This window comes from Bradyrhizobium sp. NC92, assembly GCF_025200865.1.
Classification (GTDB): Bacteria; Pseudomonadota; Alphaproteobacteria; order Rhizobiales; family Xanthobacteraceae; genus Bradyrhizobium.
Genome location: NZ_CP104171.1, coordinates 2,594,174 through 2,612,550 on the forward strand (window position 1 = coordinate 2,594,174; position 18,377 = coordinate 2,612,550).

General features: G+C 63.0%; 16 protein-coding genes. 11 read left to right on the forward strand and 5 right to left on the reverse strand.

Annotated elements, in window-relative coordinates; translation table 11 throughout:
* Positions 1-201 precede the first annotated feature (201 nt).
* The 8 genes from N2602_RS12160 (at position 202) to N2602_RS12195 (ending at position 9,022) form a co-directional block, all read left to right on the forward strand.
* The gene (locus N2602_RS12160) at positions 202-909 is read left to right on the forward strand and encodes a TetR/AcrR family transcriptional regulator (protein ID WP_260382764.1); all 708 of its coding nucleotides are present in this window, start codon (positions 202-204) and stop codon (positions 907-909) included.
* A 334-nt stretch (positions 910-1,243) separates the two neighbouring features.
* On the forward strand, positions 1,244-2,053 hold the full coding sequence (locus N2602_RS12165) for an ABC transporter permease (protein WP_172783985.1): 810 nt from the start codon (positions 1,244-1,246) through the stop codon (positions 2,051-2,053).
* A 57-nt stretch (positions 2,054-2,110) separates the two neighbouring features.
* Positions 2,111-3,103, forward strand: a complete 993-nt coding sequence (locus tag N2602_RS12170; RefSeq protein WP_260382765.1) for an ABC transporter substrate-binding protein — start codon at positions 2,111-2,113, stop codon at positions 3,101-3,103.
* Positions 3,104-3,231: 128 nt separating this feature from the next.
* Positions 3,232-4,074 carry an ABC transporter ATP-binding protein gene (locus N2602_RS12175; protein ID WP_260382766.1) on the forward strand — a complete coding sequence of 281 codons (843 nt, stop codon included), beginning with the start codon at positions 3,232-3,234 and terminating at the stop codon, positions 4,072-4,074.
* Between the two features lie 212 nt (positions 4,075-4,286).
* A complete protein-coding gene (locus N2602_RS12180; protein WP_260382767.1) occupies positions 4,287-5,684 on the forward strand; it encodes a hypothetical protein in 1,398 nt (465 codons plus the stop codon).
* Positions 5,681-6,832, forward strand: coding sequence for a Gfo/Idh/MocA family protein (locus N2602_RS12185; RefSeq protein WP_260382768.1), 1,152 nt, complete (start codon positions 5,681-5,683; stop codon positions 6,830-6,832). Before N2602_RS12180 ends, N2602_RS12185 begins: the two co-directional genes overlap by 4 nt.
* A 136-nt stretch (positions 6,833-6,968) precedes the next feature.
* Positions 6,969-8,159 (forward strand): dihydrodipicolinate synthase family protein, encoded by a 1,191-nt coding sequence (locus N2602_RS12190; protein ID WP_260382769.1) that lies wholly within the window; start codon positions 6,969-6,971, stop codon positions 8,157-8,159.
* Positions 8,159-9,022: a sugar phosphate isomerase/epimerase gene (locus tag N2602_RS12195; protein WP_260382770.1), complete on the forward strand. Its 864-nt coding sequence runs from the start codon at positions 8,159-8,161 to the stop codon at positions 9,020-9,022. Before N2602_RS12190 ends, N2602_RS12195 begins: the two co-directional genes overlap by 1 nt.
* 97 nt (positions 9,023-9,119) lie before the next feature.
* On the opposite strand, the gene N2602_RS12200 is transcribed toward N2602_RS12195, so the two are convergent.
* Positions 9,120-10,505: an FAD-binding oxidoreductase gene (locus N2602_RS12200; protein ID WP_260382771.1), complete on the reverse strand. Its 1,386-nt coding sequence runs from the start codon at positions 10,503-10,505 to the stop codon at positions 9,120-9,122.
* Positions 10,506-11,246: 741 nt separating this feature from the next.
* On the opposite strand from N2602_RS12200, the gene N2602_RS12205 reads away from it, so the two are divergent.
* Positions 11,247-11,483: a hypothetical protein gene (locus N2602_RS12205; protein ID WP_172783993.1), complete on the forward strand. Its 237-nt coding sequence runs from the start codon at positions 11,247-11,249 to the stop codon at positions 11,481-11,483.
* A gap of 181 nt (positions 11,484-11,664) precedes the next feature.
* Here N2602_RS12205 and N2602_RS12210 read toward each other — a convergent pair whose 3' ends face one another.
* From N2602_RS12210 to N2602_RS12220, 3 genes are all read right to left on the reverse strand, one after another.
* Positions 11,665-15,036: an AAA family ATPase gene (locus N2602_RS12210; RefSeq protein ID WP_260382772.1), complete on the reverse strand. Its 3,372-nt coding sequence runs from the start codon at positions 15,034-15,036 to the stop codon at positions 11,665-11,667.
* A 37-nt stretch (positions 15,037-15,073) separates the two neighbouring features.
* Positions 15,074-15,460 (reverse strand): nuclear transport factor 2 family protein, encoded by a 387-nt coding sequence (locus N2602_RS12215; protein ID WP_260382773.1) that lies wholly within the window; start codon positions 15,458-15,460, stop codon positions 15,074-15,076.
* A 101-nt stretch (positions 15,461-15,561) separates the two neighbouring features.
* Positions 15,562-16,482 carry a Spy/CpxP family protein refolding chaperone gene (locus tag N2602_RS12220; RefSeq protein WP_257187586.1) on the reverse strand — a complete coding sequence of 307 codons (921 nt, stop codon included), beginning with the start codon at positions 16,480-16,482 and terminating at the stop codon, positions 15,562-15,564.
* A 12-nt stretch (positions 16,483-16,494) separates the two neighbouring features.
* Between N2602_RS12220 and N2602_RS12225 the strand changes: the two genes are divergently transcribed.
* Together N2602_RS12225 and N2602_RS12230 are read left to right on the forward strand one after the other, a co-directional pair.
* The gene (locus N2602_RS12225) at positions 16,495-17,259 is read left to right on the forward strand and encodes a hypothetical protein (protein ID WP_260382774.1); all 765 of its coding nucleotides are present in this window, start codon (positions 16,495-16,497) and stop codon (positions 17,257-17,259) included.
* Positions 17,259-17,429 (forward strand): hypothetical protein, encoded by a 171-nt coding sequence (locus tag N2602_RS12230; protein WP_260382775.1) that lies wholly within the window; start codon positions 17,259-17,261, stop codon positions 17,427-17,429. The genes N2602_RS12225 and N2602_RS12230 overlap by 1 nt, the downstream gene beginning before the upstream one ends.
* A gap of 495 nt (positions 17,430-17,924) precedes the next feature.
* On the opposite strand, the gene N2602_RS12235 is transcribed toward N2602_RS12230, so the two are convergent.
* Positions 17,925-18,143 (reverse strand): hypothetical protein, encoded by a 219-nt coding sequence (locus N2602_RS12235; RefSeq protein ID WP_172783998.1) that lies wholly within the window; start codon positions 18,141-18,143, stop codon positions 17,925-17,927.
* Between the last annotated feature and the right edge of the window lie 234 nt (positions 18,144-18,377).

Genomic DNA, 18,377 nt, shown 5'->3' on the forward strand with positions numbered 1-18,377 from the left:
CCGTAGGGTGGGCAAAGCGAAGCGTGCCCACGTCTTGGCTGCTCGATGAGAAGACGTGGGCACGGCGCAAGTGCGCCTTTGCCCACCCTACGAAACTGGTTTTCTTGGCTTCCGCGTCGCTCTTCACTCGCAATGACGAAACTATGCGGCTGCCCACCCGCATGGTACATCGCATACCGAGAGCACCCAGCGAGCACCGGTTTGGCGAAGGCAAAGCGACCTCTGAAATGGCAGCGCGACCCCGAGGGGATGCGGCTGCGCATTCTCGAAGCCGCAAAGCAGGAGTTTTCCGCCCATGGCCTTGCCGGCGCGCGCGTCGACCGCATCGCGGCCAAGGCCGGCGCCAACAAGCGCATGCTCTACTACCACGTCGGCAACAAGGACGAGCTCTATCTCGCCGTGCTCGAAGGCGCCTATGACAAGATCCGCAGCGAGGAGCGGGGGCTCGACCTCGAACATCTCGATCCGCCCGAGGCCATCCGCCGCCTGATCGAGTTCACCTGGAACTACTTCCTGCGCAACCCCGAATTCCTGTCGCTGCTGCAGACCGAGAATCTGGCGCGCGCCAAGCACCTGAAGAAATCGACCAAGGTCAAGTCGATGCACTCGCCCTTCGTCGAGATGATCCGCACCGTGGTGCGCCGCGGCGTCGAGAGCGGGGATTTCCAGGTCGCGGTTGACCCGGTGCAGCTCTACATCTCCATTGCGGCGCTCAGTTTCTTCTATCTCTCGAACTCGGCGACGCTCGGCGTGATCTTCGGCCGTGATCTCCTGGACAAGAAGGCCAAGGACGAGCGACTGGCGCACATGTCCGGCCTCGTGCTGGCGGCATTGACGGGCAAGTCCGCCGAGCTGTTCGAGATCGCGAAGGCCCCGAAGTCGCGGACTGCGGTGGTGCAGGCGGTGTAGCCTGTAGCCCAGATGAGCGACTTGCTCCGTCATTGCGAGCTCAGCGAAGCAATCCAGAATCTTTCCGCGGAGACAGTCTGGATTGCTTCGCTGCGCTCGCAATGACGACGTGGAGGCGGGCGCACCTCGCTCCGCTCTCGTGCCCCGGACGCAGCGCAGCACGTGCCGCTTCCCGGGTCCCGGCTCAGCGCAGCAACGCTTCGCGTTGCAGCGCGTCCGGGACACGAGAGGAGGCCGGAACCCCGGCGCAAAACGTCACAGGGAAAGCTCTGGACAGTATTTATCCAACGGGTTAATTTCTCGCCATAACGAAGAAGACTGCCGGGAGTGAAAATTGGCCGAGCCGAAGCCGCAAAACGCTGTTTCCAAGCTGCTGAATGCGGCCTGGGTTCGGCCGTTCTTGTTTCTGGTCTTCATCGTCGTCGCCTGGGATCTTGCGATCCGGATCTTCAAGATTCCCGCCTACCAGATCCCGTCGCCGCTCGACGTCGTCGCCGTGCTGCGCACCGAATGGCCGGAGTTGCTGCGCCAGTCCTGGCCGACCACCTATGCAACCGTCTGCGGCTTCCTGCTGTCGGCGCTGTTCGGCATTCCCGTCGCGATGCTGATCGCGGGGTCGAAGACGGTGGAGAGCTACGTCTATCCGCTGCTGGTGTTCTCGCAATCCGTGCCGAAGATCGCGATTGCGCCGCTGTTCGTGGTCTGGTTCGGCTTCGGCATCATTCCCAAGGTCATTTCCGCCTTCCTGCTCGGCTTCTTTCCAGTGGTGGTCTCCGCGGTGCAGGGCTTCAAGTCGGTCGACCCCGACATGGTCGATCTCGCCCGTGCCATGCAGGGTAGCCGCCTGCAGGTGTTCCGCGCGGTCAACCTGCCGCATGCGCTGCCCGCGATCTTCTCCGGTCTCAAAGTCTCGGTGACGCTCGCCGTCGTCGGCGCGGTCGTCGGCGAATTCGTCGGCTCCAATTCCGGCATCGGCTATGTGATGCAGCGCTCGATCGGCACGTTCGACCTGCCGACGATGTTTGCGGCGCTGGTGATCCTCGCGCTGCTCGGCGTGGTCCTGTTCTGGATCGTCGACCGGATCGAGAAGCTGGTCATTCCCTGGCATGTCAGCCAGCGCGAAGACGTGATCTTTGCATCCTGACTAAAGCAACGAGCGGCCACCAACGGCCGACGCAACAAACGGCAAGGGAGAGAAACGATGAGGAAGTGGTTTGGGGCTGCATCCGTGGCACTGCTGGCGTTCGCAGCCATGCCGGCGCAGGCAGCCGACAAGGTCGTGCTGATGCTGAACTGGTACGTCTATGGCGAGCACGCGCCGTTCTATTACGGCAAGGCCAAGGGCGTCTACGCGGCCGAAGGCATCGAGCTCGAGATCCAGGAAGGCCGCGGCTCGGCTGCGACCACGCAGGCCGTTGCCGCCAAGACCGCCGATTTCGGCTATGTCGACGTCCCCACCATGATGCGCGCCGCGATCAAGGGCGCGCCGGTGGTCGCGACCGGCGTGCTGCTGCAGACCTCGCCGATGTCCGCCATGGGCTTCGCCGACAAGAACATCAGGAAGCCCGAAGACATCAAGGGGAAGACGGTGGCGATCACGCCAGCGGATTCCATGACGCAGATCTGGCCGTTGTTCCTGAAGAAGACGGGCCTGAAGGAGAGCGACTTCCAGACGGTGGCCGGCGACGGCCAGACCAAGCTCAACGCCGTTATCAACGGCCAGGCTGATCTTCTGCTCGGCTACGTCATGGACCAGTCGATGAAGATCAAGGACGCGACGGGCAAGGACGTCTACCCGATCAAGTTCGCCGACTACGGCATCAACATGGTCTCCTCGGGCATCATCGCCAACGCCGACTATGTGAAGGCCAATGCCGATCTCGTCCGCCGCTTCATGTCGGCAACGACGAAAGCGGTCGAGGCCGCCGAGAAGGAGCCGAAGGCCGCGGCGCAGTCGATCCTCGATGCCAACCCGAAGGGCGGCAAGATCGACACGCTGACGCAGGGTTTTGAGCTGACCATTCCGCTGTACCGGACCGCGGAGACCAAGGGCAAGCGGCCGTTCCAGGTCACCGACCAGAACATGGCCGAGACCGTCAATCTGCTGGTCGAATATGGCGGGCTCGATGCCAAGGCCAAGGAGAACCCGAAGGCCTTCTATACCAACGACTACCTGCCGAAGAGCGGCTCGTGACTGCCTTCGTCATTGCGAGCGAAGCGAAGCAATCCAGACTGTCTCTGCGGAAAGACTCTGGATTGCTTCGTCGCTTCGCTCCTCGCAATGACGAGGCTGATCAGCGGCGTTCGATGGGATATGATTGAATGATACCGAAAAAGGCCGATCAAGCGGACCAGCCAGCCGCTCACCTCCGATTGGTGTCAGACCGGGCCGGGGACGGGTCGGGCATCAAGCTGTCGGGCGTGTCGAAGACCTATCGGACGCGCGACGGCGACGTGCCGTCGCTGCGGCCGCTCGACTTCCACATCAATGACGGCGAGTTCTTCGTCGTGGTCGGCCCATCCGGCTGCGGCAAGTCCACGCTGCTCAAGCTGATCTCGGGTCTGCTGGCGCCGACCACGGGCGAGATCCTGGTCGAGGGCGAGAAGGTGACGACGCCGCACGGCAATGTCGGCATCGTGTTCCAGAACGCGCTGCTTTTGCCCTGGCGCAACATCCTGGGCAACGTGATGCTGCCGATCGACATGAAGCGCCTGCCGCGGCAGGAATATCTCGATCGTGCCAAGCAGCTGTTGAAGCTGGTCGGCCTCGAAGGCTTCGAGAAGAAGCTGCCCTGGCAGCTTTCCGGCGGCATGCAGCAGCGCGCCTCGATCTGCCGCGCGCTGGTGCATGATCCCAGGATCATGCTGATGGACGAGCCGTTCGGCGCGCTCGATGCGCTGACGCGCGAGCGCATGAATGTCGAATTGATGCGGATCCAGCGCGAGACGAAGAAGACGGTGCTCTTGATCACGCATTCGATCCCGGAAGCCGTGTTCCTCGCCGACCGCGTGCTGGTCATGACCGAGCGCCCCGGTGCGATCGCGGCAATCTACGACGTGCCGCTGCCGCGCCCGCGCTCGCTCGACGTGATGGCCGATCCGGTGTTTACGGAGCTCGTGCAGCGCATCCGCAAGCACTTCTTCTCGCAGGGTGCATTGGATTAGGTTATGGGATCCGCCGTTAGCCACCACGACGCCGGTGCGCTCCCTCCCCCGCCTGCGGGGGAGGGCTGGGGAGAGGGTGTCTCCGCTGGCAAGACTCCCCAAGAGGATAGAACCCTCACCTGGCACTTCGTGCCGACCTCTCCCGCAAGCGGGAGAGGTGCACCGCGCCAGTGGCCAGACCTCGCTCACCAACTTCGTCAAGCTGCAACACCATGTCCCCGCGCCTGAAGCTACGAGATATCGCCTTCTTCGAACGTCCCGTGCAATTCGCGCGACCGTTCCGCTTCGGCGCGATCACGATCAACGCGACGCCGCAGCTGTTCGTGCGGGCCGAGATCGAGGTCGAGGGCAGGGGAAGCGCGGTCGGCGCCAGTGCGGAGTTGCTGGTGCCGAAATGGTTCGACAAGCGTCCGGAGTTGTCGCCGGCGCAGACGGTGGACGGTCTGCGACGCTCGCTTCAGATCGCACGTGGGCTCTATCTGGCGCAGACCGGATTCCAGACGGCATTTCATCTGCATGCATCTTGTATCGGCGACCAAGTCGCTGCTTGTGCAAAAGAGAACATTCCACCGCTCGCCGCCGCTTATGGTCCGGCGGAAATCGACAAGGCGATCCTCGATGCGCTGCTCCGCGCGGTCGGCGCCAGCTTTTTCGTTGGAATGACCGACAACATCGCGGGCATCGATGGGCGGATGTCGCTCGATCTGACCGGTGCCGAGATCACAGGGTTTCTGAAGACGCGAACGCCCCTGCCACGGGTTGCCATCCGGCATACGGTCGGCCTTGACGACAAGATCGAGGGCGAGGGCGGTGTCGCGGATGCACGCGAGAACGGCGGCGCTCACTATTTCAAGCTCAAGCTGTCGGGCGATCCCGAGGCAGACGCGGCCCGGCTGGCGCGCATCGGCAAGGAACTCGGCAAGCTGGATCGCGACTACAAGGTCTCGCTCGACGCCAACGAGCAATACGCCGACCTGGTCGCGCTGCGCGCATTGGTAGGTCGCCTCGATCGCGATCAAGCGCTGCAGCCGATCGCCGGCAGGCTGCTCTACATCGAGCAGCCGATGCCGCGCGACGTGACCCGGGAGACCGCTCTCGGCCCGCTCGCCGCGCGTGACTTCATCATTGACGAGGCTGATGACGCCTATGATGCGTTCCTGGCGATGAGGCCGCTCGGCTATCGTGGCATCTCCTCGAAATCCTGCAAGGGTCTCTACAAGTCGATCCTCAACGCGACCCGCGCAGCACAATGGACGTCCGGCGCCGAAACGTTCTTCATCACGGGCGAGGACCTGACCTGCCAAGCCGGTCTTGCCGTGCAGCAGGACCTCGCGCTCGGCGCCTTCATCGGCGTCACCCATGCCGAGCGCAACGGCCACCACTACGTCGACGGCTTCGGCGAGACGCCCGCCGCCGAGGCACGCGCCTTCGCGGCCGCGCATCCCGATCTCTATGCCGATGCCGGGCAGGGCATCCGCCTCAAGATTCACAGCGGCGATCTCCTGACGGGATCGCTTCACACAGCAGGCTTTGCGACGTCGGTCCATCCGGACTGGTCGGCGCTCCGCCCGCTCGCACAGCCAGAATCATTTCAGGAGCAATTAGCATGACCACCCAACGCCTCGGCCTCATCATGAACGGCGTCACCGGCCGCATGGGGCTCAATCAGCATCTGATCCGCTCGATCGTCGCGATCCGCGACCAGGGCGGCGTCCGCCTGAAGAACGGCGACCGCGTCATGCCGGATCCGGTCCTGGTCGGCCGCAGCGCCGAGAAAGTCGAGGCGCTGGCCAAGCGCTACAACATCACGCGCTGGACCACCGATCTCGACGCCGCGCTCGCCGACAAGAACGACACCATGTTCTTCGATGCCGCGACCACGCAAGCGCGCCCCGGCCTGCTGACCCAGGCCATCAACGCCGGCAAGCATGTCTATTGCGAGAAGCCGATCGCGACCAATTTCGAGGAAGCGGTCGAGGTCGTGAAGCTCGCGAATGCCAAGGGCGTCAAGCACGGCACCGTGCAGGACAAGCTGTTCTTGCCGGGGTTGAAGAAGATCGCCTTCCTGCGCGATTCCGGGTTCTTCGGCCGCATCCTTTCCGTGCGCGGCGAGTTCGGCTATTGGGTGTTCGAGGGCGGCTGGCAGGAGGCGCAGCGGCCGTCCTGGAACTATCGCGACGAGGACGGCGGCGGCATCATCCTCGACATGGTCTGCCACTGGCGCTACGTGCTCGACAACCTGTTCGGCAACGTCCAGAGCGTGAGCTGCATCGGCAACACCGATATCCCCGAGCGCTTTGACGAGCAGGGCAAGAAGTACAAGGCGACGGCCGATGATTCCGCCTACGCCACGTTCCAGCTCGACGGCGGCATCATCGCCCATATCAACATGTCCTGGGTGACGCGCGTTTATCGCGACGATCTCGTCACCTTCCAGGTCGACGGCACGCTCGGCTCGGCGGTCGCGGGCCTCACCGACTGCATGATCCAGGCGCGGCAGGCAACGCCACGGCCGGTATGGAATCCCGACGAGAAGCGGCTGCACGACTTCTACGGCGACTGGCAGAAGCTGCCGGATAATGTCACCTACGACAACGGCTTCAAGGAGCAGTGGGAAATGTTCATCCGCCACGTCTACGAGGACGCGCCCTACAAGTTCACGCTGCTCGAAGGTGCCAAGGGCGTGCAGCTCGCCGAATGCGCGCTGAAGAGCTGGAAGGAGCGGCGCTGGATCGACGTCGCCGCGATCAAGGTCTGAGGTTGATTGGATAAGCCGCGATGTCTACCAAGCCGTCATGGCGAGGAGCGAAACGACGAAGCAATCCAGGCTGCCGCCGCGGAGGCATTCTGGATTGCTTCGCTTCGGTCGCAATGACGGGGAGAGGTTCGAAATCATGAACAAGCCAGTCCAACCAATGTCGTCATTGTCGCTCAAGCTGCCGAAGACCGATCGCTCGATCGAGACCTACCGGCTCGCGGCTTCGCGCACGTTTCCCGCAAAGCTCGAAGGGCCGCTGAACCGCATCGCCTTCTCGGCCGTGCACACCGTGGCCGATCCCTTCGCGGACAACGATCCCTGGCTGTCGGTTGCCGTCGACTGGGACAAGACCATCGCCTTTCGCGAGCACGTCTGGGACCTCGGTCTCGGCGTTGCCGAAGCCATGGACACCGCGCAGCGCGGCATGGGGCTGGACTGGCCGACCTCGCTGGAGCTGATCACGCGCTCGGTCGCCGCCGCCAAGCGCCGCAACGCGCTGGTGTTCTCCGGTGCAGGCACGGACCATCTCGCAGTGGAGGACGCCAGGAGCCTCGACGACGTCATCCGTGCCTATGAGGAACAGATCTCGGCGGTCGAGAAGGTCGGCGGCCGCATCATCCTGATGGCCTCGCGCGCGCTGGCCAAGCTGGGCCGCAACGCCGACGATTACGCTAAAGTCTACGATCGGGTGCTCTCGCAGGTCCGTGAGCCCGTCATCATCCACTGGCTCGGCAACATGTTCGATCCGGCCCTGACCGGATATTGGGGCACCGGGGAGCTCGACAAGGCGATGGACATTGCCGTCGCCATCACCAACGGCAACGCCGCCAAGGTCGACGGCGTGAAAGTCTCGCTGCTCGACAAGCAGCGCGAGATCGACATGCGCCGGCGTCTCGACAAGCGCATCAAGATGTACACCGGCGACGATTTCAACTACGCGGAGCTGATCGCCGGCGACAGCCAAGGCTTTTCCCACGCGCTGCTCGGCATCTTCGATGCCATTGCGCCGGCGGCGTCCTATGCGCTGTCGCGGCTGGCGGCAGGAGACGAGGCCGGCTTCCACGACGTGCTGGGGCCGACGGTGCCGCTGTCGCGTCACATCTTCAAGGCCCCGACGCGGTTCTACAAGACCGGCGTCGTGTTCATGGCCTATCTCAACGGCCACCAGGATCATTTCACCATGGTCGGAGGACAGGAGAGCACCCGCTCCACGCTGCATCTCGCCGAGCTGTTCCGTCTCGCCGACAAGGCCGGCCTGCTCGCCAACCCCGAACTCGCGACGCTTCGGATGAAGACCGTGCTCGCCACCCACGGTATCGAACCCTGATGCGCGATTTTTCGTCCGACCACCGCTGGCTGTCGCTGAACACGGCGACCGTCCGCAAGCAGGGTGACCTCATCGAAATCATCGATGCCTGTGCAAGACAAGGTATCCGTGCCATCGATCCCTGGCGCGACCAGGTCGCCGCCGTCGGTCTCGACCGCGCCGCACGCGCGGTGCGCGAGGCCGGCCTCGATCTCTCGGGCTATTGCCGCGGCGGCATGTTCACCTCGGATGCCTCGCGCCGGGGCGAGGTGCGCGACGACAACCGCCGCTGTGTCGACGAGGCCAAGGCGCTGGGCGCGCCCTGCATCGTCCTCGTCGTCGGCGGCCTGCCGCAATATTCGCGGCCGGGCAGCGAGGCGTCGAAGGATCTCGTGGCGGCGCGCGGGCAGGTCGAGGACGCGCTCGCCGACATGCTCGACTTCGCGAGGCAAGCCAAACTGCCGCTGGCGATCGAGCCGTTGCATCCGGCCTATGCCGCTGACCGTGCCTGCGTGAACACGACAAAGCAGGCGCTCGACATCTGCGACCGGCTCGATCCCAAGCGTACCGGCATGCTCGGCGTCGCGCTCGACGTCTATCACATCTGGTGGGATCCCGAGCTGATGGACCAGATCGCCCGCGCCGGCAAGGATCGCCTGCTCGCCTTCCACGTCTGCGACTGGCTGGTGCCGACCAAGGACATCCTCAACGACCGCGGCATGATGGGCGACGGCGTCATCGACATCAAATCGGTACGTGCGGCCGTCGAAGCGCAGGGCTTCGCCGGCTATTCCGAGATCGAGATCTTCTCCAACGACTGGTGGGGCAAGCCGATGGAGGAGGTGCTGCGCACCTGCATCGCGCGGCACAGGACGGTGGTATAGTTAACACAAGCGCCACAGCGTTCCCTCGTTCCTCGAAGTGAGAGAACGCTCCGACAAGCACTTTGGAGGCGCCCGAACCGTGCAGCAGGTAGATCGTCTACGAGTGCAGCGGTCGGATGTTCTGGTTCATGTGGAAGAAGTTCATCGGATCGTACTTGGCCTTCAAGGCGGCGAGGCGGTCGTAGTTGTCGCCGTAAGTGGCCTTAAGTCTGCTGTCGTCTCCATCCTCCATCATGAAATTCACATAGCCGCCGTCAGCCGAGTAGGGGTGCACGGCCTCCCAATAGTCCTTGGTCCAGCGCGTGATTTCGCCTGCTTTTTGCGGATTGGGATCGATACCGGCGATGACCATCGACCAGGTCGCGTCGCGCGTGTTCCAGGCGGTCTCGCTCTTGCCGACGCGATGGACGGCGCCATCGATCGGATAGAGATGCATGAGCGACAGCGCGCTCGGTGCTTTGCGGGCCTGCGAGATATGGGCGTCGATTGCTTCGTCGGTCAGTTCCTTCACGAAATCGCCGCGCCAGTACCACTGCAGACCTTTCGGGAAGAACGGATCGAACATGGACTGGAGGGCCGGATAGGGCATTTCGCCCATCCAATTGAAGAGCGGCGGGGGCAGCTCACCGAGCAACCCCGCTATGACCGCCTTGCCGTCTTCTGTCGGACCATTGTAGCAGGCAATGATGGCGCAGGCGCGCTTGCCCTGATGATCCGGCGGGAACGGGTCCATCGGCGGAACGGTCTTCAAGCCGACAAAGGCCCCGAGCTCCTCGGGAGCGCTGCGGAGGAAATCCCTGTACTTCTGCATCACGGTCCGGGCATTTTCGAGATCCCAGAAGATCGGACCGGCATATACCATCGTCACAGGATGAGCCTGGAACAGGAAGCTCGTGACGATGCCGAAATTGCCGCCGCCCCCGCGCAGTCCCCAGTAAAGGTCGGCGTTCTCCGACTTGTTGGCGGTGACGATGCGTCCATCCGCGAGCACGACATCCGCCTCGAGGAGATTGTCGATGGTGAGGCCATGCTTGCGGGTCAGGTATCCCGTGCCGCCGCCGAGCGTAAGGCCGGCGATCCCAGTGGTCGATACAATGCCGGCCGGCACGGCAAGCCCGTAGATGTGCGTGGCGTGGTCGACATCGCCTTGCGAGCAGCCGGGTCCGACGCGGACGGTACGAGCGCCGGGATCGACCCGCACGCCTTTCATCATCGACATGTCGATCATCAGTCCGTCTTCGACACTGCTGAGGCCCGGCCCATTGTGGCCGCCTCCGCGGATCGCGACCTGGAGATCATTGTCCCTTGCAAAATTGACCGCTGCGACGACGTCAGCGACGTCGGCGCATCGCGCGATCATCATTGGACTCTTGTCGATCATACCGTTGTAGAGGCTCCGCACGGCGTCATAGTCGGCATCCATTCGCCTGATAACCGGGCCGCGCATATTGCCGATGAAGGTTTCGGTGGCCATGCTCTGCATGATGTCCTCCTATTCCACCCATGATCGGTCATTGGGTCGGAGGTTGCTCGCAGGGCTCCTCGAGCGTTCTCCGCCCGTTATGAAAAGGTAGATCAAGCGCAGCGCGATAGCCATCGCAAATCGACTACGCGTATGGGCAAGCCGATGAACGAGGTGCTGCGCACCTGCATCGAACGGTACGGGAAGGTGGTGTGCCTCCGCTTTCGGCGGTCGAACGGACATTGGTTGGACTTGCTGTCCGATCGACCCAGTTGCGAATGCGAAGCCGCGAGTTGGTGGGAGTACCACCAATGATGTAGTGACTGCCATCAGCTTTCAGGCAGAATATCATCCCGATGCCGCTGCCCCGCCACAGTCTGTGCCAGATCGGAGGTGGTAATCAGCGGCCTCAACGGTCAGCAGGCGCGGCGGATGCACCCATGCCTGTTGATTTTGCATGGCCCCGACGTGCAACCGTCGGGGCCATTGTTGTGATCGCGTGACGAGGCTGGCGAGCTTTGCCGAACGGCGCACTTTATTGCGGGGAAAGACCGCCAAGGACGATCTTGCAATTTAATGCGCCGGGCCGAACTGGTTTCAGATCAAATTTTGCCGGGGCGCGCTTTGTTCGGTGAATAGTCAGACGATTGCGCTGTCATCGATTCACCGCCAAACACCGGGCTATCACTCGTCAATTCGATCTGCGAAGCTGTGACAACACAAATGCGCTTGTAAGCAAGCAAGCGCGAGGGGAGGTTCGCAGTGGATCAAGTGCGACGCATGCGTGCGATGGGCTCATTGTGCCGCCAACAGGCAGCCTACAACAGCATGAACAAGTGGAAGCTGCTCGCAGAAGCAGAGTACTGGGATCATCTGGCCGATCTTGCGGTGTCGTCTCACTTCCAGCAATGCAACGCCATTGCCTCGAATGAGGCCGAGCAGTCTCAATCGATCACAAACGCGAGTGATGCTGGGTCGACGACGATTTCCGTCGCGTGAGGTCAGAAAGGCCGTGCACCCATGAAAGGAAGGTCGTCTCTGAGTGCTGATCGTCCAGAGCATGACTGCTTGTGACCCCACAGCCGAGTTGACTCGTGTTCAGTTCCAATAACGCAAGTAGAGGGTTGCCGTGTCACCCGTGTGCTTGCTGTGGCAACGTCTGAAGTTTGGAAAAGCGCGATCATGGTCGGGTAAGCTCCTCCATGAGCGCCTTGGCGGAACGAAGGTCCGGCGTTTCGAAGCCTTCCGTAAACCAGCCGTAAACCGAGCCAAGAAGGCGCCGCGCGTCGGCCGTCCTGCCCTGGTCGCGCCAAAGCCGAGCCAAACTCATTGCAGCACGTAATTCAAAGGACTTTGCGCTCTGTCTTTGGGCGACCTTGAGTGCAGTTTGCAAATACCCCTCGACCTCGTCAGCTGGAGCGCCACGAAAGCGGTGCAGTTCACCGTCGATGCATGCAAGTTCTGCCTCCCACATATGCTCGCCGCTGCGCGCGGCAAGGGCCTTTGCTTCGGCAAGGGCAGCGACGCCGTTGTCGTAGTCGCCCAAGTGGAGGTAGGTGGCCGCGAGCATCCACAAGTACCGAACCTGGTACCAGCTGGCTCCGAGCCTGTTCCGCTCGTTCAGACTGAGGCGCATGAGCGCCAGGCCGGCCTCCACGTTGCCCTCTTGCGCCATTGCCCAGCCCCGCAGGATGAGGCCGCTCACGCGCCAATAGTTCAAGCTGTTCTGATCGGCGAGATGGATGATGGCGTCGGCGTGCGCATGTACGGCCGCCACGTTTCCCATTAGCTCCGCAAGAGCCGCCTCGCCATAGACCTGCACATGCGCGGTAAGGTTCGTCTGATTCAACTCCATGGCGTATTGAGATGCGGCACGGCTAGTCCGCTGAGCCTGTTCGGGGTAACCAAGAACCCAAAGCACAATCGCCAAGTAGGGTAGCGCCGAGGCCTTCGGGTCATGTACGTAGTGCACAGGCGGCGGCCGATGCTCCTCTGGCTGATAGCGACTCAAGATCGTTTCGAGCTCCGAGCGTGCGGTCAGAAAATCACCGGAATGCATTGCGGTGAGCGCGGCCAGACGATGCGCAGCCAATTCCAGTGCTGTGTGCCCGGTGCGCTCGGCGGCGCGCTGCGCTTCGGCAACGAGGCTCTGCATGGCAGCAAGGTCGCCGCGCACGAAGTGGAAAATGAATTTGCCGCTAAGGGTGGAAAACAAGGCATCCGTGTCGTCGAGCTCATAGCAGAGCGCATGAGCCCTGCTGAAGGCTGTGCCAAGCTGCGGAGCCGTGTATCCGTGGATGGCAATCAGTGGACCTCCGATTGCTGTTTGCAGAGCGAGTTCCTGGCGATCGCGCTCCGGCCCTTGTGGATTGGACTTGAGTGCCTCCAGTCCCCTTGTGAGATGAGTGATCGCTTCGAGATTGGCGGAACGCGCAGCCGCAATACGGCCGGCCCGCAGCCAGTAGTCCACCGCCTTTCCTGCCAGTCCACCCTCGGTGAGATGCAGAGCGATCGTCTCCGGCTCCGCCTCCGCACGGGCAGGATAATGTTGTTCGAGAGCTGCAGCTATGCGGGCATGGATCTGCTGCCGCTTGCTCTTTAGGAGGCTCTCGTGCGCGATGTCCTGCACCAGCGCATGTTTGAAGCTGTAGCCAACATTCGGAGGTGCGCCACGACGGAATATCAGTTCCGCGGCCAATAGATCATTGAGAGCATGCTGGAGCGCGTGCTCGTCGAGCGCCGTTACAAGGCGCAGAAGATCGTGTCCGAATTCGCGTCCGATGCAAGCTGCAATCTGGGCAACTTCCTTTACCGGCGCCAATCGATCAAGGCGGGCCATCAAGGAGTCCTGCAGCGTCGTCGGGATCGCCAGCGGCGGTAATGGGCCGATCAACTCATAGCGGCTGCCCTGATCTTTTAGCAGCCCGGATTCGACGACGGCCTTGGTGAGCTCCTCGACGAACAACGGCACGCCGTCGGTCTTGGCCAAAATCTGCTCGAGCACCTCCTGAGGGAGCATTTTGCCGCCCGTGATCCGGTCAACGACTGCCGCCCCTTGCCTACGTCCCAGTCGGCTTAGAAAGAGCGCTGTCACGTGTCCATGACCCGTCCAGCGCGGAATGAACTCGGGCCGGAAGGTAACGATCATCAAGATCGGAAGTCGCTGCGCCTCGTCGACAAGCCGATCGAGAAGTTCGAGCATAGAAGGGTCTGCCCAATGGACGTCCTCGTAAACGGCAAGCACTGGCTGTCTTGCCGCTAAGCCTTGTATCTGTTCCAGAAGGGCCTGGAAGGTTCGCTCCTTCTTCTGGTGCGGACTAAGTGCAAGGGGTGGGTATCTCTCTCCGGTCGGGATTGCCAAGAGATCCGCGAGAACCGGCGCGCTCTCATGCACATCGTCCGCACCAAGAGCAAGCATGGCCTCGAGTTTATCGAGTTGTTCGTCGGAAGCGTCCTCCCGCCGTATTGCCGCTGCCCGTTCAAGGAGGCCAACGACGGGATACAAGGCGGTGTTGGTATGAAATGGTGAACAGAAATGGCTCAGCGGCGTGTGCGGCACACGTGCGACCTGGTCGCGTAAGGCTCGCACGAGCCGCGACTTGCCAATGCCGGCCTCGCCGCCGAGCAGGACGATCTGTCCTTCCCGCTCTTTCGCCCGCTCCCAGCGATCCAGGAGCAATGCAAGTTCTTCATTCCGTCCGACCAGTGCGGTCGTTGCCATGCCATGCTGGGCCTCGAACCTGCTCTCTGCTGCGCCTTCACCAATGACAAGCCACGCCTGCACCAGTTCCGGGAAACCCTTGAGAGGCACCGTGCCGAGGTCGTGGTACGTGAAAGCTTCGCCGAGTAGGCGGCGGGTCGACTCGGCAATCACCACATCACTCGGCTTGGCCAGACCTTGCAGTCGGGCGGCTAGGTTTGGTGTTTCGCCGATGACTGCGCGCTCGCGAGCCTCTCCCTCGCCAATCAGCTCGCCGACCACGACCAGACCGGTTGCGATGCCGACGCGGGCGGCGAGCGCTGCACCACCCGGTTCGGTAAGGGATGCGACCGCCTTGGTCACTCGAAGCCCAGCGCGAACGGCGCGCTCCGCCTCATCTTCGTGCGCCCGCGGCCAGCCGAAATAAGCGAGAACGCCATCGCCCAGGAATTTGGCTATGTGGCCTTCGAATCGGTCGATCTCGCCCACCACGGTGTTATGGTAGGCCTGCAAGAGGTCACGCAGCTCCTCGGGATCGCGCCCTGAAGCAAGTGCCGTCGAGCCGACCAGGTCGACGAACATGACTGTGAGCTGCCGACGCTCCGCGTCCGAAGGGATCGATGGCTTCGCGTAGTCGGCAGGTCCATTGGCCTCGACAGCCACCCGAGCAATCGGCGGAGCGAGTGCATGGATTGCCCTTAGCAAAGCCTTGCGCGGGCCGAGTGGCAAGCCAAGCTCCCGCAGGTCGGCTTCGGTCAGTTCTGGCAAAATCTCGGACGTGATTTCAGCGTCGCGAAACGTCTTTATGTAGCGCTCCAGCCCGAGACCGCGAAGCCATTGCGCGATATCCACGATAAGCCTCCTCGTGCCGCATCAGGCAACGGTCAGCTCAATTGAACGTATGCAACTTCAGCTTCAGCGAACCATCTGCCTGACGCTCAAACACGTGGGTTGCTATCCCGCCTGCAGGTTGGCTGGCGCCATCCGCTGTCTTACCGTTGGCGCTCCAATGGGCCGTGCCGTAGACGATATTCTCATCTCCACCGGCGTCGATGACGACTAACCTGTGATCGGTGAATCCGCTTGAAAACAGCCCAGCAAAGAAGCTCTCGATCGCTGTCGGACCGGATATCACTTGATGCGTCGGCGGCAACAATTTGGCGTCTGACACGTAAGTCGCCGCGATAGCCCTGGCATCTGCTTTGTTGAATGCCAAATCCCACGCGGCGTACGCCGCAGCAATGTCGTGTTTTATGGAGGAAGCTAATGCTGTCATGATCCCTCCCTCAATCGCGGGGTTGCCTTCGCAGGAGACCGATTACGTCACCTGACGTCGTTCGACCGCTGCGCAAGATGCAACGAGAGAACGCGACGTCCTCACGGGCCTGCGACCTGTTGCAGCCTGTTGAAGCGCGCCTTCTGCTCGCTGCTCAGCGTGGCATAGAATTCGTCCAGGGCCGGCTCGACCAGCTTCGCGGCCGTCAACATGGCCTCAAGCCGGTGCTGCATCGTCTCGAGCCGTCCAATAGGCGTCAGCGGCGCATCGTTCGGACAGGCCGCCTGGAGGCCCTCAACGCCCTTCGCCGTCGCTTCGCTGAGCCGATCGAGCGCCTCCTTCTGCTTACCAGCGGGGTGGAGCACGGCTTCGATCCTCTGGATCGGCAGCTGCGTCAGGCTGGACTTCGGATCGCCGCAGCCCTCGCTACTCGCCTCCTGCTGCTGCGGAGAGCGCTCGCCGACATTGGGACCGAGCGCGTTGAAGCGGGCCTGCTGCTCGTCACTGAGCGAGTTGTAGAAATTCTCCAGCGCCGGCCTCACGATCTTGACGGCTTCAAGCGTCGCGCTGATGCGGTTCATCATCGCGCGCAAGCGGCCAGGGGGAGTCAGTGCATAGGTCTCCGTGCACGAGTCCTTGAACACACCGGCAGCGTTGGCCGCCGCCGTCTTGAGCTCGTCCAACAATGCGCGTTGCTCCGGCGTCGGCCGCACCGCCTGTGCGATATCGGCAAGCGGCCAGGCGGTCACGCCCTTGTCCGGTGTGGCGCACAATTGCTGAAGCATCTGCGGGCTCACGCTGGCGCGCTGGCGCGCGCGGTAGCTGCCGCCGGCTTGCGGAGTGTCATACGGGTAGGTGCTGGCATAAGCGGAGTAAGGGCCGTCACCGCCCCAGAACACGGTGTCGACGAAGTCGTCATAGGCGTACGCCCAATATCCGGGCTCGTAGGCATAGGACCAGAACGTGTAGTTGAAAATGTCGGAATAGGCGTAAGGCCAGAACACGGGCCCAAGCCAAGCCACGAACACCGCGGGATGACGGTGACGCCAGGCCTGTCGGGGAGCCCAGCCGCTTTGGCGGGCGGCGAGCGCCGCCTGGGTCTGCGGAGTGGCCTGGTCGCGGAAGCGCTCGGCAAACCGGCCGCGCTGGGTGGCCTGCGCAGCCGCAAGTGTCGCAGCGCGCTCCGCCGGGGCCTGCAATCCAAGCCGCTGCTGGCGCGCCAGGTCAATTTGCTGCGCGCGCTGCTCTCGGCCGAGCAAACGGTTCTGCGCCTGGAGCGTCCGTTGCTGCTCGCGCAACGCTCGCACGCCTTCGGGCTTTTGCGACTGCAATTGCTGCACCCGCTGCTGCAGGCGTTCGATGCGGGCCTGGCGCTCCGTTGTCTGGCGCGTCAGCATGTCGCGCTGGCGCTGCTCGACCTGCTGCGAGCGCTGTTGGACACGTTGCTCGCGCTCAAGAAGGCGGCTCTGCGACTGCAGCAACCGTTGCTGCTGTTGTCGCGCCCTTGGGTCTTCCGTCTTCTGCGATTGCAATTGCTGCACGCGCTGCTGCAAGCGGTCGATGCGGTCTTGGCGTTCCGCGGATTGGCGCGAAAGCATCTGGCGCGGCGGTCCCGATCGCTCGCTCACGGCCGGGGGTGCACTTGGGCGCGAAGGGGTGGCGATATGCGGCGTCGGCCGCGGCGCCATGGCCGGACGTTGTGGCGCTGCCGGCGGGGGGTGAAATTCGCGCCGCGGCGCCGCCACCTGCGGGGCGGCTCGCGGGGCACTGAATTGTGGGCTCGGGCGCGGTGGCGGTGATGCGATGTGCGGCGCCGGACGTTGCGCCATTGCCGGCCGCTGCGGCGCGGAAGGGGGATGGAATGCCGGCGCGGCGGGACGCGCCATGGCTGGCGGTGCCGCTGGACGCGCCATGGCTGGCGGTGCCGCCGGACGAGCCATTGCTGGCGGTGCTGCTGGACGAGCCATAGCCGGTGGTGCTGCCGGACGGGCCATGGCCGGTGGTGCTGATGGCGGCGCTGCGGCTGGCCCTGGTGGTCCACCCCGTCCGTGTCCGAGGGGGCCCTGGGCCGACGCGCTCGTCGTCAGCATCGAGACGCCAACCAAAACAGCCGTCAGGCAAACGCCACGCGGAAGCATGATCTTCGCTCCCAGCTCGTAATCGCCCACGACTTTCAACGCACGGCCGGCGGAATCGTTCGTTGCTGGCCACTGCCGGCATTGCGATCTTCCGACGCAGGCAGCCTCAAGAGAGATCCTGCGTCAGGATGGTGGCGAGCCGCTCCAGCGCCCAGTCGATCTCGAGCGGCCGTCCAGGTTTGACCAGCTTGGCGGCCGTCAGTATGGCCGCTCTGAATTTGCGTCCGCGTTCGGCGGCAGAACGGGCATTGGTCGGACTCGCGGCTCGCTGGCCGCGGTTGACCCAACCGATACATTGGCCCGGGGCTTCTGTCCCACGTTTTGCGTTAGGACCACGGCGGCTCTTCGCTCGCCCCGGCTGCCTCGTGGTGGATCGTGAAACCCGCCGAACGCAAGCCGGTCAGCAACACAGTTCTTACAGAGGCAGGATCGAATCCAATATCCTTGGCGTTTGGCGGATGTGCCTCGCTGCCCTTCAATCGGAGCGCCAAGTGCAATTGCTCGCAAAGGTGCTGAACCACGAGATTGACCTGATCGTCAGTCATGATCTGCATTTCCTGCTACCGTTTTGCCTCCCAATTAGTAGCACACATGAAAATAGGCCGGTACGCGATAGTCGAATGATCGGCGCGAACGGGCGCCCGATGATCCGGCGCTGGCCTGTGAGTCGGCCCTGGTTGCAGCGCAGTCAACGCTGGCTGCGCTCCAGGCTTCACCGCCCGACGTCCAGCAACATATTTCCATCGATACTGCTCTGCACTATGGCGATGCCGCATACC

Coding starts and splice junctions, on each gene's coding strand:
- N2602_RS12230 (WP_260382775.1), top strand. CDS start 17,259: ATGCGATGTGCGGCGCCGGACGTTGCGCCATTGCCGGCCGCTGCGGCG.
- N2602_RS12180 (WP_260382767.1), top strand. CDS start 4,287: ATGTCCCCGCGCCTGAAGCTACGAGATATCGCCTTCTTCGAACGTCCC.
- N2602_RS12235 (WP_172783998.1), bottom strand. CDS start 18,143: ATGACTGACGATCAGGTCAATCTCGTGGTTCAGCACCTTTGCGAGCAA.
- N2602_RS12190 (WP_260382769.1), top strand. CDS start 6,969: ATGAACAAGCCAGTCCAACCAATGTCGTCATTGTCGCTCAAGCTGCCG.
- N2602_RS12170 (WP_260382765.1), top strand. CDS start 2,111: ATGAGGAAGTGGTTTGGGGCTGCATCCGTGGCACTGCTGGCGTTCGCA.
- N2602_RS12185 (WP_260382768.1), top strand. CDS start 5,681: ATGACCACCCAACGCCTCGGCCTCATCATGAACGGCGTCACCGGCCGC.
- N2602_RS12215 (WP_260382773.1), bottom strand. CDS start 15,460: ATGACAGCATTAGCTTCCTCCATAAAACACGACATTGCTGCGGCGTAC.
- N2602_RS12175 (WP_260382766.1), top strand. CDS start 3,232: ATGATACCGAAAAAGGCCGATCAAGCGGACCAGCCAGCCGCTCACCTC.
- N2602_RS12200 (WP_260382771.1), bottom strand. CDS start 10,505: ATGCAGAGCATGGCCACCGAAACCTTCATCGGCAATATGCGCGGCCCG.
- N2602_RS12225 (WP_260382774.1), top strand. CDS start 16,495: ATGACGGTGACGCCAGGCCTGTCGGGGAGCCCAGCCGCTTTGGCGGGC.
- N2602_RS12195 (WP_260382770.1), top strand. CDS start 8,159: ATGCGCGATTTTTCGTCCGACCACCGCTGGCTGTCGCTGAACACGGCG.